Origin of the sequence: Streptomyces sp. NBC_00576 (assembly GCF_036345175.1) — a bacterium.
In the GTDB taxonomy this organism is placed as follows: Bacteria; Actinomycetota; Actinomycetes; order Streptomycetales; family Streptomycetaceae; genus Streptomyces.
On the sequence record NZ_CP107780.1, the window covers coordinates 3390968 to 3403895 of the forward strand.

Here is a 12928-nt window from a genome sequence, read left to right on the forward strand (position 1 = left end):
AGGCCACGTCCGACCCCCACCCGGCTGCCAAAATGGCCTCATGACCCGTACGACCGACTTCCATGAAGCCCCCGAAGTCCTGGACCGTCGCGAGGGTCCGTACGGCGAAGTAGTGCTGCGGCGCCACGGGGAGTTACTCCAGATCATCGCCAACGGATGCTTCCTGATGGACACTTCGGACGGCCGGTCCGAACGCCTGCTGATCGACGCCGCCCGCGACGCCCTCGCCACCGCCCCCCATGCCCCCGCCCCGCGTGTCCTCATCGGCGGACTCGGCGTCGGGTTCTCGCTCGCGCACGCCGCCGCCGACCCCTTCTGGGGACGCATCACCGTCGTAGAGCGTGAACCCGCGATCATCGGGTGGCACCGGGACGGCCCGCTCGCCCCGCTCTGCTCCGACGCCCTCGCAGACCCCCGTACCGAGGTCGTGGCAGCCGACCTCGTGAATTACGTCAATGAGACCTACGCCACATTTGACGCGCTGTGTCTCGACATCGACAACGGGCCCGGCTGGACCGTCACGGAGGACAACGAAGGCCTGTACTCGCAGGCCGGACTGGCAAGCTGTGCAAGGGCGTTGAGGCCGGACGGGGTGCTCGCTGTGTGGTCCGCGCAACCTTCCCTGGAATTTGAGCAAACTCTACGGAATGCCGGGTTCCGGGCAGTACGCACCGAAGAGATCCCGGTTGCCCGAGGAGTCCCCGACGTCGTCCACCTCGCCGTAAGACCTGGATAGCCCTGATGCGGTGACTGCCCGTACTCTGCTTCCCGACGCCGATCACTCATCCGATCAGTCGTGCGTCAATCGCAGTCATGCGCGGACAAGCGCAGCCAAGGAATCACCCCACTGGTTCCGGAAAGCACACTTCAGGGGCGGGCGATGGAGCAGACACACACCTCCCAGAACGGCGCGACGGCGACTCCGGGCGCCCAGCGCCGGGTTCTCGTGGTCGAGGACGACCCGACGATCGTCGACGCCATCGCGGCCCGTCTGCGCGCCGAGGGATTCCTCGTGCAGACCGCGGGCGACGGGCCGGCCGCCGTCGACACCGCCGAGGCCTGGCAGCCCGATCTGCTGATCCTCGACATCATGCTGCCCGGGTTCGACGGGCTGGAAGTATGCAGGCGGGTACAGGCCCAGCGGGCCGTACCCGTACTGATGCTCACCGCGCGCGACGACGAGACCGACATGCTGGTCGGGCTCGGAGTCGGCGCCGACGACTACATGACGAAGCCTTTCTCCATGCGTGAACTGGCCGCGCGGGTGCATGTGCTGCTGCGCCGGGTCGAGCGGGCCGCCATCGCCGCGTCGACGCCGCGCTCCGGCATCCTGCGGCTGGGCGAGCTGGAGATCGACCACGCTCAGCGGCGGGTGCGGGTGCGCTCCGAGGACGTGCATCTCACGCCCACCGAGTTCGACCTGCTCGTCTGTCTCGCCAACACGCCCCGCGCCGTGCTCTCCCGTGAGCAGCTGCTCGCCGAGGTGTGGGACTGGGCGGACGCCTCCGGCACCCGCACCGTCGACAGCCACATCAAGGCGCTGCGCCGGAAGATCGGCGCCGAACGGATCCGTACGGTGCACGGGGTCGGCTACGCGCTGGAGACACCGACGCCATGAACCGAGGGCGGCCGGCCGCACGGAGGAGCCCCGGGGGAGAGTCCTGGGGCGGCGTCCGTCCGTTCTCGATCAAGACCAAGCTGGGTGCTCTGGTCGTCGTCTCGGTGCTGATCACCACCGGTCTGTCGATGATCGCGGTGCACACCAAGACGGAGCTCCGCTTCATCACGGTCTTCTCGATGATCGCCACACTGTTGATAACGCAGTTCGTGGCCCATTCGCTCACCGCGCCGCTGGACGACATGAACGCGGTGGCCCGCTCCATCTCGCACGGCGACTACACACGCCGGGTGCGCGAGAACCGCTGGGACGAGCTGGGCGACCTGGCCCAGACGATCAACGTCATGGCGGACGAGCTGGAGGCCCAGGACCGTCAGCGCAAAGAGCTGGTGGCGAACGTCTCGCACGAGCTGCGCACCCCGATCGCGGGTCTGCGCGCCGTGCTGGAGAACGTCGTGGACGGGGTCTCGGCCGCCGATCCGGAGACCATGCGTACGGCGCTCAAGCAGACCGAGCGACTCGGGCGGCTGGTGGAGACCCTGCTGGACCTCTCCCGGCTCGACAACGGGGTCGTACCCCTGCGCAAGCGCCGGTTCGAGGTCTGGCCGTATCTCTCCGGCGTGCTCAAGGAGGCCAACATGCTCGCCGCCACGCGCGCGGGCATCGCGTCGGGCTCCGGCGGCCACACCCGTAACGACGTCCATCTGCACCTCGACGTCAACCCGCCCGAGCTGATCGCGCACGCGGACCCGGAGCGTCTCCACCAGGTCGTCGCCAACCTGATCGACAACGCGGTCAAGCACAGCCCCGCGCACGGCCGGGTCACGGTGAAGGCGCGGCGCGGGACGCCGCCCGAGTCGCTGGAGCTGGAGATCCTGGACGAGGGTCCGGGCATCCCGCGCTCGGAGTGGCACCGCGTCTTCGAGCGGTTCAACCGCGGCGGCGTGAGTGCGCCACACGGTCCGGGCAGCGACGGCGGTACGGGGCTCGGGCTGGCGATCGCCCGCTGGGCGGTCGATCTGCACGGCGGCCGGATCGGTGTGGCCGAATCCGAGCGGGGTTGCCGGATTTTGGTCACCCTTCCGGGAGAGTCATCCGTCCCAAGTTGACGTAAAGTTCGAAGCGGAGCCACAAGATCCACCTACGTCCGCGCTGGCGGACGCGCGTGGACACGTGTGATTGGTCACAGGCCCGCGCATTTCGTGCGCCCGGGCGACAATCAGGGCTTCCCTCGAGTGTCCCTTTCGGACCGGAACCCCGCTTGTTTCCCGCCATTTCACCCCCCGAAACACGATTGTTGATGTGACTTACGCGACGATGCACGAACCCGGACTGACCTTTCGGCCACGGGGGCGTAGCCTTGATTCCCGCTGTCCATCACCTTGTGAAGCCACCATGTGAAGCGGAAGAGGGCGGTTGCCGCCGTGTCGCCACAGTCCCCCAGTAACTCATCGAGCATCTCGACCGACGAACCCGCAGGTAACCCTGCGGCGGCGTTCGGACCCAATGAGTGGCTCGTCGACGAGATCTATCAGCAGTACCTCCAGGACCCGAACTCCGTAGACCGTGCCTGGTGGGACTTCTTCGCCGACTACAAGCCCGGAGCGGCCTCCGCTCCCACGGCTACGGCGGGTACTGCGGCCGCGGGGGCCGCAGAGACCACCCCGACCCTCACGACCGCCACAGCGGCTCCGGCCGCCCCCGCGGCTCCCGTGACCCCGACCGTCCCGGCTCCGGCCCCGGCGGCGGCTCCCAAGCCCGCCGCTGCCGCTCCGGCAGTCGCTCCGGCCGCGAAGCCCGCCCCAGCGGCGCCCGCGCCGGCTGCCGCCAAGCCGCAGGCCGCTCCCGCGCCCCAGGCCGCGGACGGCCCGGAGTTCGTGACGCTGCGCGGTCCGTCCGCGGCCGTGGCGAAGAACATGAACGCCTCGATCGAGGTGCCCACGGCCACGTCCGTGCGCGCGGTCCCGGTGAAGCTGCTCTTCGACAACCGCATCGTCATCAACAACCACCTGAAGCGCGCCCGGGGCGGGAAGATCTCCTTCACCCACCTCATCGGCTACGCGATGGTGCAGGCCATCAAGGCCATGCCGTCGATGAACTACTCCTTCGCGGAGAAGGACGGCAAGCCGACGCTGGTCAAGCCGGCGCACGTCAACTTCGGTCTGGCCATCGACCTGGTGAAGCCCAACGGCGACCGGCAGTTGGTCGTCGCGGGCATCAAGAAGGCCGAGACGCTGAACTTCTTCGAGTTCTGGCAGGCCTACGAGGACATCGTCCGCCGCGCCCGTGACGGCAAGCTGACGATGGACGACTTCACCGGCGTGACGGTCTCCCTGACCAACCCCGGCGGCCTCGGCACCGTTCACTCGGTCCCCCGCCTGATGCCCGGTCAGTCGGTCATCATGGGCGTCGGTTCCATGGACTACCCGGCCGAGTTCCAGGGCACGTCCCAGGACACGCTGAACAAGCTCGGCATCGCGAAGGTCATGACCCTCACGTCGACCTACGACCACCGGGTCATCCAGGGCGCCGCCTCCGGCGAGTTCCTGCGCGTCGTCGCGAACTACCTCCTCGGCGAGAACGGCTTCTACGACGAGATCTTCGAGGCGCTGCGCATCCCCTACGAGCCGGTCCGCTGGCTCAAGGACATCGACGCCTCGCACGACGACGACGTCACGAAGGCCGCCCGCGTCTTCGAGCTGATCCACTCCTACCGGGTCCGCGGCCACGTCATGGCCGACACCGACCCGCTGGAGTACCGCCAGCGCAAGCACCCCGACCTGGACATCACCGAGCACGGGCTCACCCTCTGGGACCTGGAGCGCGAGTTCGCGGTCGGCGGCTTCTCCGGCAAGTCCCTGATGAAGCTGCGCGACATCCTCGGCGTGCTGCGCGACTCGTACTGCCGCACCACCGGCGTCGAGTTCATGCACATCCAGGACCCGAAGCAGCGCAAGTGGATCCAGGACCGCATCGAGCGCCCGCACTCCAAGCCGGAGCGCGAGGAGCAGCTGCGCATCCTGCGCCGGCTGAACGCCGCGGAGGCCTTCGAGACCTTCCTGCAGACGAAGTACGTCGGCCAGAAGCGCTTCTCCCTTGAGGGCGGCGAGTCGGTCATCCCCCTCCTCGACGCCGTCATCGACAGCGCGGCCGAGTCGCGCCTCGACGAGGTCGTCATCGGCATGGCCCACCGTGGCCGGCTGAACGTGCTCGCGAACATCGTCGGCAAGTCGTACGCCCAGATCTTCCGGGAGTTCGAGGGCAACCTCGACCCGAAGTCGATGCACGGCTCCGGCGACGTGAAGTACCACCTGGGCGCCCAGGGCGTGTTCACGGGCCTGGACGGCGAGCAGATCAACGTCTCGCTGGCCGCCAACCCGTCCCACCTGGAGACGGTCGACCCGGTCATCGAGGGCATCGCCCGCGCCAAGCAGGACATCATCAACAAGGGCGGCACGGACTTCACGGTCCTGCCGGTCGCCCTGCACGGTGACGCGGCCTTCGCGGGCCAGGGCGTGGTGGCCGAGACGCTCAACATGTCGCAGCTGCGCGGCTACCGCACCGGCGGCACCGTCCACATCGTCATCAACAACCAGGTCGGCTTCACCGCCGCCCCGGAGTCGTCGCGCTCCTCCATGTACGCCACGGACGTGGCCCGCATGATCGAGGCGCCGATCTTCCATGTGAACGGCGACGACCCCGAGGCCGTCGTCCGCGTCGCTCGCCTGGCCTTCGAGTTCCGCCAGGCGTTCAACAAGGACGTCGTCATCGACCTCATCTGCTACCGCCGCCGCGGTCACAACGAGTCCGACAACCCGGCGTTCACGCAGCCCCTGATGTACGACCTGATCGACAAGAAGCGCTCGGTGCGCAAGCTCTACACCGAGTCCCTCATCGGTCGCGGCGACATCACCCTGGAAGAGGCCGAGCAGGCGCTGCAGGACTTCCAGGGCCAGCTGGAGAAGGTGTTCACGGAGGTCCGCGAGGCCATCTCGCAGGCTCCCGAGGCCCATGTGCCGGACCCGCAGGCCGAGTTCCCGGTGGCCGTGCAGACCGCGATCTCCCAGGAGGTCGTCAAGCGCATCGCCGAGTCCCAGGTCAACATCCCCGACCACGTCACCGTCCACCCGCGACTGCTGCCGCAGCTGCAGCGCCGGGCGGCGATGATCGAGGACGGCACGATCGACTGGGGTATGGGCGAGACCCTCGCCATCGGCTCACTGCTCCTCGAAGGCACTCCTGTCCGTCTCTCCGGCCAGGACTCCCGCCGAGGCACGTTCGGCCAGCGCCACGCGGTGCTGATCGACCGGGTCACGGGCGAGGACTACACCCCGCTCCAGTACCTCGCGGACGACCAGGCCCGCTACAACGTCTACGACTCGCTGCTCTCCGAGTACGCGGTCATGGGCTTCGAGTACGGCTACTCGCTGGCCCGTCCCGAGTCCCTGGTGATGTGGGAGGCGCAGTTCGGCGACTTCGTCAACGGCGCGCAGACGGTCGTGGACGAGTACATCTCGGCGGCGGAACAGAAGTGGGGCCAGACGTCCGGCGTCACCCTGCTCCTCCCCCACGGCTACGAGGGCCAGGGCCCGGACCACTCGTCCGCGCGCATCGAGCGGTTCCTCCAGCTGTGCGCCCAGAACAACATGACGGTCGCTCAGCCGACGCTCCCGTCGAACTACTTCCACCTCCTGCGGTGGCAGGTGCACAACCCGCACCACAAGCCGCTGGTCGTCTTCACCCCGAAGTCGATGCTGCGCCTCAAGGCGGCGGCCTCGAAGGCGGAGGAGTTCACGACGGGCGCCTTCCGCCCGGTCATCGGCGACGAGTCCGTGAACCCGGCCGACGTCCGCAGGGTCGTCTTCTGCGCCGGCAAGCTGTACTACGACCTTGAGGCCGAGCGGAAGAAGCGCGGCAACACGGACACCGCGATCATCCGTATCGAGCGCCTGTACCCGCTCCCGGGTGCGGAGCTCCAGGCGGAGATCGCCAAGTACCCGAACGCCGAGAAGTACCTGTGGGCGCAGGAGGAGCCGGCGAACCAGGGCGCGTGGCCCTTCATCGCCCTCAACCTGATCGACCACCTGGACCTGGCGGTCGGCGCGGACATCCCGCACGGCGAACGCCTCCGGCGCATCTCGCGCCCGGCGGGCTCGTCCCCGGCGGTGGGTTCGGCGAAGCGTCACCAGGCGGAGCAGGAGCAGCTGGTGCGTGAGGTGTTCGAGGCGTAGGCCTCCGGCAGCACAGCGGTTCAGCAGTTCAGCAGTTCAGCGGGGAGGGCCCGGCACCGGAGAGATCCGGTGCCGGGCCCTTCGTCATGCCCGGCCGGGTGGGTCGTAGTGGACGCCCAGGCTTTGAGGGCGGTTCCGGCAGGCCGGGCCCCTGATGCGTGCGCATAACCTGGAGGGGCACGACAACCGGACTTCGAGAGTTCCCCACTCAGCCGGACCCGATCCAGCCCCCACCAGCCCCGAGCAATCCCGAGCAGTCCCCAGGAGAACATCCGTGTACTTCACCGACCGAGGCATCGAAGAACTGGAAAAGCGGCGCGGCGAGGAGGAGGTCACCTTCGAGTGGCTCGCCGAGCAGCTGCGTACCTTCGTCGACCTCAATCCCGACTTCGAAGTACCGGTGGAGCGCCTGGCGACCTGGCTGGCACGGCTGGACGACGAGGACGACGAGTAGTCCGAAGTAAGCCGGAGCGGTCGGGAGTGGGCCGGATCCCCCGAACGGGTGTCTTGACTTCCCGTGAGCGCGATATATCGTGAATAGCAGAAGACGCGATATGGCGCGTTGCGCCCTGTCGCCTCCTCAGTTGTTCAGCCTGTCCGTTCACCCAGGGGGTCCGCATCATGTCCACGACGTCCGAGTGGTCCGTCAAAGAGCCCGGCAAGCTCACCTTCGACGAGCCCGTCACGGGCCTGCACGTACGCATCGTCAACGGAACAGTGAACGTGGTGGGCACCGACGATGGTTCCGCCCGCCTGGAGGTGTCCGAAATCGAGGGCCCACCTCTACTGGTGACCCAGGAGGACGGCGTCCTGACGGTGGCGTACGAGGACCTGCCCTGGAAGGGCCTCCTCAAATGGCTGGACCGCAAGGGCTGGCGCCGTTCCGCGGTGGTGTCCCTGGCCGTCCCGGCCGACACGCGCGTCGAGGTGGGCGTGGTCGGCGCCGGCGCCGTGGTCTCGGGGGTCGACGGTCCGACGGTGGTGAAGGGCGTCACCGGCGACACGACACTCGTGGGCCTCTCCGGCCCGGTCCGCGCCGACACGGTCTCGGGCAACCTGGAGGCCCAGGCGGTCACGGGCGACCTTCGCTTCAACTCCGTCTCCGGCGACCTCACCGTCGTCGAGGGCTCCGGACCGTCCGTGCGCGCCGAGTCGGTGAGCGGTTCCATGATCGTCGACCTCGACCCCGAGGGCCCGACGGACGTACAGCTGACGAACGTCTCGGGCGAGATCGCCATCCGGCTCCCGCATCCGGCGGACGCCGAGGTGGAGGCGAACACGGCGAGCGGCAAGATCTCGAACGCCTTCGACGACCTCCGCGTCCACGGCCAGTGGGGCGCCCACCGCGTCACGGGTCGCCTGGGCGCGGGCACGGGCAAGCTCCGGGCGACGACGGTCTCCGGTTCGATCGCCCTGCTCCGCCGCCCCCAGCGGGAGGACGAGCCGACCGACTCCACCCTGTCCACCGAGAACCAGTCGGCCCCGGCGGACGCTTCCGGTCCGACGAACAAGAAGGTGCTCTGACATGCCTCCCGTCTTCGCCCACGGCCGCCTGCGCCTCTACCTGCTGAAGCTGCTGGACGAGGCCCCTCGCCACGGCTACGAGGTGATCCGCCTTCTGGAAGAACGCTTCCAGGGGCTGTACGCCCCGTCGGCGGGCACCGTGTACCCCCGCCTGGCCAAGCTGGAGGCTGAGGGCCTGGTCACGTACACCACCGAGGGCGGCCGGAAGGTGTACTCCATCACGGACGCGGGTCGCGCCGAACTGGCCGACCGCAGCGGTGAACTGGCCGACCTGGAACTGGAGATCCGCGACTCGGTCGCCGAACTCGCCGCCGAGATCCGGGCCGACGTCCGGGGCGCGGCGGGCGACCTGCGCCGGGAGGTGCGCGCGGCGGCGAGCGAGGCCCGCAGAGGCCCCGGGGCCGGGCGGAGCGCTCCGTTCGGGGACCACGGGGAGAACGGGGACCACTCGGACGTCGGTGACAAGGAGGCGTGGCGTGTCGCGAAGGAGGAGATGCGGCGCGCCAAGCAGGAGTGGAAGGAGCAGGCCCGGCGCGCGAAGGACGAGAGCCGCCGGGCCCGCGAGGAGGCCCAGCGGGCCAGGCGCCAGGCCAAGGAGGCCCAGGACCACGCCCGCGCCCAGGCCCAGGAGGAAGTGCAGCGCATCGCCAGGCGCGTTCAGGAACAGGTCCAGGAGCACTTCAGCAGGGGCGACTGGCCGACGGGGGTCCGGGAGGGCCTGACCGAACTGGCCAAGGAGTTCGGCGAGTTCGGAAAGGACTTCGGCAAGAACCTGGGCAAGGACATCGGCCAGGGCCTGGGCAAGGACTTCGGCTTCCCCCGCCCCGGCGCCACCACGCCCTCCGCGACCCGGGAACCGGCTCACCCGGAACACCCGGAACACCCGGAACGTCCGGAGTACACAGACACCCCCCCGGACTTCCCGGCCGGCTACGAACCGCCTTGGGCCCACGAGACGCCCACCGGCGACCCGGCCCGCGACCTGGACCGCCTCCTCGACCGCTTCCGCGACGACATCCGCGACACGGCCCGCGACCACGGCGTCACGGAACCCCAACTCCACGAGATCCGCCGCCACTTGTCAGCGGCGGCGGCTCTGGTGGGGGCGGAACTACGGACACCGAAGGTGTGAAGGGAGGAGGAGGGGGAGTGACAGTCGGAGCGAGAGGGGGGTGCGGCCAGGGCGCGGGGCCCCCGCCAACACCCCCTCGCCGCCCGCCTTCTCAGCCCGCCTTCGCCTCGCCCCCGCCGTACAGCACACGGTCCAGGGCCTCGTACGTGACTCCCTGATCGGTGAGGACTTCCGACGGGACGCCGGGGCGGGCCGCGAGGGCGAGGAGGATGTGCTCGTCGCCGATACGGCGGTCACGGTGGGCCACCGCGATGCGCAGACACCTCTCCAGCACCTCCTTGGCGTCCTGGCCGAAGGTTCGGCGCCCCGACAACCACCCCCCGTCCCGGCGGTCGCCGGACATCGCGCCGACGCCGTGCACCTCCTCGACCCGGGAGACGATGTCGGACACGTCGATTCCGAGCCCGGCGAGGGCGTCGGCCTCGGCCTGGGACAGCCCGGCCCGGCGCCGGGCGTCGGCCAGAGCGGCCCTCACCGGCTCCTTGCGGTCGGCGAGCCCGAGCGAGGCCAGCGCGAAGGAGGCCCGGCCGGCCTCGCGGTCGAGCAGCGCGAGCAGCAGGTGCTCGGCGCCGACAGACCGGCTGCCGACGCGCTCGGAGTGCACGACGGCACCCCGCACCACAGCGCGCGCATCGTTCGTGAACCGTTCGAACATCACTGCCTCCCGTGTTTCTTGTGCACGGCCTGCCTGCTGACACCGAGTTCCGCGGCGATCTCCTGCCACGACCAGCCCTGATTGCGCGCACTGCGCACCTGCACGGACTCCAACTGCTCGACCAGCTTCCGCAGCGCGGAGACGGCCCTCAGCCCGACCCGCGGGTCGCGGTCGCCCGCGCGCTCGGCGAGATCTGTTGCTTCGGTCATATTGTCAACTTAGGTTGACGCACTGCGACTGTCAACCCCAGTTGACGCGATGCGGCAGTGAACGCGAAGGGCGGGCCCGGAAACCCGGGCCCGCCGCAGGGGGATGCGCGTGATCGGTGGTCAGGACGTGGTGAGGACGATCTTGCCGAACTGGTCACCGGATTCGAGGCGTTCGAAGCCCTCTCGAGCCCGGTCCAGCGGGAGCACCTCGTCGATGACGGGGCGTACGCCGGTGGTGGCACAGAACGACAGCAGGTCCTCCAGCTCATCCTTCGTGCCCATCGTCGAGCCGACGACCTTGAGTTCGAGGAAGAAGATGCGGGTCAGTTCGGCGTGCGAGGGGCGGTCGCCGCTGGTGGCGCCCGAAATGACCAGCGTGCCACCGGGCCGCAGCGACTTGACCGAGTGCGACCAGGTGGCCGCCCCGACCGTCTCGATCACGGCGTCCACTCGCTGCGGCAGCCGCGCCCCGGACTCCACGGCTTCGACGGCGCCCAGCTCCACCGCCCGCTTCCGCTTGGCCTCGTCCCGGCTCGTGGCGAACACGCGCAGGCCCGCCGCCTTGCCGAGCACGATCGCGGCGGTCGCGACACCGCCGCCGGCGCCCTGTACGAGCACCGAGTCGCCGGGGCGTACGCCTGCGTTGGTGAAGAGCATGCGGTACGCCGTCAGCCAGGCCGTGGGCAGACAGGCGGCCTCCGCGAAGGAGAGCTCCTTGGGCTTGGGCAGGACGTTCCACGCCGGTACGGCGACCTGTTCGGCGAAGGTGCCCTGGTAGCGCTCGGTGAGAATGGAACGCGGTTCCTTGGGGCCGACGCCGTGGCCCGTCTGGCCGATGACGGAGTGCAGGACGACCTCGTTGCCGTCCGCGTCGATGCCGGCGGCGTCACAGCCGAGGATCATCGGGAGGCGGTCCTCGGGGAGTCCCACTCCGCGCAGGGACCACAGGTCGTGGTGGTTGAGCGAGGCGGCCCTGACGTCGACCGTCGTCCAGCCGGGACGCGCCTCCGGGGCTGGGCGATCACCCAACTCCAGCCCGTTGAGCGGATGGTCGGGGTCGATGCGGGCGGCGTAGGCAGCGAACATGACCTTGACGATAGGGGCCCGGCGGGGCCGGGGGAACGAGGCGGCGCTGTGACACACGCCCTGTTGAGTTCGCCGGCTCTTTCAGCCCGTCCGAGGGTCCCCCCTCTGGGGGAGTTTGAGGACGAGCGCGTTCAGCGCGATGGGGGTCTGGGGGCGCAGCCCCCAGGGATGGGACGGGTAGAGACGGCGGGGGCGAGAAAGAAATGGCCCCGCCGCAACCGACGGGGCCACACCTGACGAACAACCCTCAGCGGCGAGCGACACCCTCCGCCCGAGCCGCCGCAGCGACCGCCGCCGTCACCGCCGGAGCAACCCGCGGGTCGAACGGCGACGGAATCACGTAGTCGGCCGCCAGATCCTCACCCACGACCGCGGCCAGCGCATCCGCCGCCGCGATCTTCATCCCCTCGGTGATCCGCGACGCCCGCACCTGCAGCGCCCCCGCGAAGATCCCCGGGAACGCCAGCACGTTGTTGATCTGGTTCGGGAAGTCCGAGCGCCCGGTCGCGACGACCGCCGCGTACTTGTGCGCCACATCGGGATGCACCTCGGGGTCCGGGTTGGCCATCGCGAACACGAACGCGTCCTTGGCCATCGAAGCGACCGCGGCCTCCGGGACCGTACCGCCTGAGACGCCGATGAAGACGTCGGCGCCCGCCAGGGCGCTCTCCAGCGACCCCGTCAGCCCGGCCTTGTTCGTCAGCTCGGCCAGCTCGCGCTTGACCGGCGTGAGGTCGTCCCGGTCCGCCGAGACGATGCCCTTGCGGTCGGCGACGGCGACATCGCCGAGCCCCGCCTCAAGGAGGAACTTCGCGATGGCGACGCCCGCCGCGCCCGCGCCCGAGATCACACCCCGCAGCTCCCCGAGCTCCCGCCCGGTGAACCGAGCCGCGTTGCGCAGGGCCGCCAGCGTCACGACCGCCGTGCCGTGCTGGTCGTCGTGGAAGACGGGGATGTCCAGTTGCTCCTGGAGCCGCCGCTCGATCTCGAAGCACCGCGGTGCCGAGATGTCCTCCAGGTTGACCCCGCCGAAGGACGGCGCCAGCCGGACGACCGTCTCGACGATCTCGTCCACGCCCGTGCAGGCCAGCGCGATCGGGACCGCGTCCACGCCGCCGAACTGCTTGAACAGGATCGCCTTGCCCTCCATGACCGGAAGGGAGGCCTCGGGGCCGATGTCCCCAAGTCCGAGCACCGCCGTACCGTCCGTCACGACCGCGACGACCGATGACTTCCAGGTGTAGTCGTTGACGAGGTCGGGCTGCTCGGCGATGGCGGTGCACACGCGGGCCACGCCGGGTGTGTACGCGAGGGACAGGTCGTCCTTGTCACGGATGGGCACGGTGGCCTGCACGGCCATCTTGCCGCCCCGGTGCAGGGCGAACGCCGGGTCGAACTCACCGGCATCACTGTCGGTGTGGATGTCGCTGCGAGGATTGACGATCTCCGCTGCCACTTTGTTGTACCCCTTAG

The 12928-nt window shown here is 69.5% G+C and carries 11 protein-coding genes; 7 read left to right on the top strand and 4 right to left on the bottom strand.

The annotated features are described in order from the left end of the window. Positions 1–40: 40 nt before the first annotated feature. The 7 genes from OG734_RS14055 (at position 41) to OG734_RS14085 (ending at position 9505) form a co-directional block, all read left to right on the top strand. Entirely contained in the window at positions 41–736 is a 696-nt protein-coding gene (locus OG734_RS14055) for a spermidine synthase (RefSeq protein ID WP_330287834.1), read from the top strand. A 144-nt stretch (positions 737–880) separates the two neighbouring features. Continuing rightward, positions 881–1618, top strand: coding sequence for a response regulator transcription factor (locus OG734_RS14060; RefSeq protein WP_006383578.1), 738 nt, complete (start codon positions 881–883; stop codon positions 1616–1618). Further along, on the top strand, positions 1615–2727 hold the full coding sequence (locus OG734_RS14065) for a HAMP domain-containing sensor histidine kinase (protein ID WP_330287835.1): 1113 nt from the start codon (positions 1615–1617) through the stop codon (positions 2725–2727). The genes OG734_RS14060 and OG734_RS14065 overlap by 4 nt, the downstream gene beginning before the upstream one ends. Positions 2728–3042: 315 nt before the next feature. Further along, on the top strand, positions 3043–6849 hold the full coding sequence (locus OG734_RS14070; RefSeq protein ID WP_330287836.1) for a multifunctional oxoglutarate decarboxylase/oxoglutarate dehydrogenase thiamine pyrophosphate-binding subunit/dihydrolipoyllysine-residue succinyltransferase subunit: 3807 nt from the start codon (positions 3043–3045) through the stop codon (positions 6847–6849). Positions 6850–7123: 274 nt separating this feature from the next. Next, positions 7124–7303: a DUF6104 family protein gene (locus tag OG734_RS14075; RefSeq protein WP_003992906.1), complete on the top strand. Its 180-nt coding sequence runs from the start codon at positions 7124–7126 to the stop codon at positions 7301–7303. Positions 7304–7470: 167 nt separating this feature from the next. After that, positions 7471–8373, top strand: a complete 903-nt coding sequence (locus OG734_RS14080) for a DUF4097 family beta strand repeat-containing protein (protein WP_330287837.1) — start codon at positions 7471–7473, stop codon at positions 8371–8373. Position 8374: 1 nt separating this feature from the next. Further along, the gene (locus OG734_RS14085; protein WP_330287838.1) at positions 8375–9505 is read left to right on the top strand and encodes a helix-turn-helix transcriptional regulator; all 1131 of its coding nucleotides are present in this window, start codon (positions 8375–8377) and stop codon (positions 9503–9505) included. A 91-nt stretch (positions 9506–9596) separates the two neighbouring features. Here the strand turns inward: OG734_RS14085 and OG734_RS14090 are convergent, their stop codons facing one another. From OG734_RS14090 to OG734_RS14105, 4 genes are all read right to left on the bottom strand, one after another. Then, the gene (locus OG734_RS14090; protein WP_330287839.1) at positions 9597–10160 is read right to left on the bottom strand and encodes a Clp protease N-terminal domain-containing protein; all 564 of its coding nucleotides are present in this window, start codon (positions 10158–10160) and stop codon (positions 9597–9599) included. Next, on the bottom strand, positions 10160–10369 hold the full coding sequence (locus OG734_RS14095) for a helix-turn-helix domain-containing protein (protein ID WP_330287840.1): 210 nt from the start codon (positions 10367–10369) through the stop codon (positions 10160–10162). Before OG734_RS14095 ends, OG734_RS14090 begins: the two co-directional genes overlap by 1 nt. Positions 10370–10489: 120 nt before the next feature. Then, a complete protein-coding gene (locus OG734_RS14100; RefSeq protein ID WP_330287841.1) occupies positions 10490–11455 on the bottom strand; it encodes a zinc-binding dehydrogenase in 966 nt (321 codons plus the stop codon). A gap of 247 nt (positions 11456–11702) precedes the next feature. Beyond that, positions 11703–12911 carry an NAD(P)-dependent malic enzyme gene (locus OG734_RS14105; protein ID WP_330287842.1) on the bottom strand — a complete coding sequence of 403 codons (1209 nt, stop codon included), beginning with the start codon at positions 12909–12911 and terminating at the stop codon, positions 11703–11705. Positions 12912–12928 lie beyond the last annotated feature (17 nt).

Coding starts and splice junctions, on each gene's coding strand:
- OG734_RS14085 (WP_330287838.1), top strand. CDS start 8,375: ATGCCTCCCGTCTTCGCCCACGGCCGCCTGCGCCTCTACCTGCTGAAG.
- OG734_RS14090 (WP_330287839.1), bottom strand. CDS start 10,160: ATGTTCGAACGGTTCACGAACGATGCGCGCGCTGTGGTGCGGGGTGCC.
- OG734_RS14100 (WP_330287841.1), bottom strand. CDS start 11,455: ATGTTCGCTGCCTACGCCGCCCGCATCGACCCCGACCATCCGCTCAAC.
- OG734_RS14095 (WP_330287840.1), bottom strand. CDS start 10,369: ATGACCGAAGCAACAGATCTCGCCGAGCGCGCGGGCGACCGCGACCCG.
- OG734_RS14055 (WP_330287834.1), top strand. CDS start 41: ATGACCCGTACGACCGACTTCCATGAAGCCCCCGAAGTCCTGGACCGT.
- OG734_RS14065 (WP_330287835.1), top strand. CDS start 1,615: ATGAACCGAGGGCGGCCGGCCGCACGGAGGAGCCCCGGGGGAGAGTCC.
- OG734_RS14080 (WP_330287837.1), top strand. CDS start 7,471: ATGTCCACGACGTCCGAGTGGTCCGTCAAAGAGCCCGGCAAGCTCACC.
- OG734_RS14060 (WP_006383578.1), top strand. CDS start 881: ATGGAGCAGACACACACCTCCCAGAACGGCGCGACGGCGACTCCGGGC.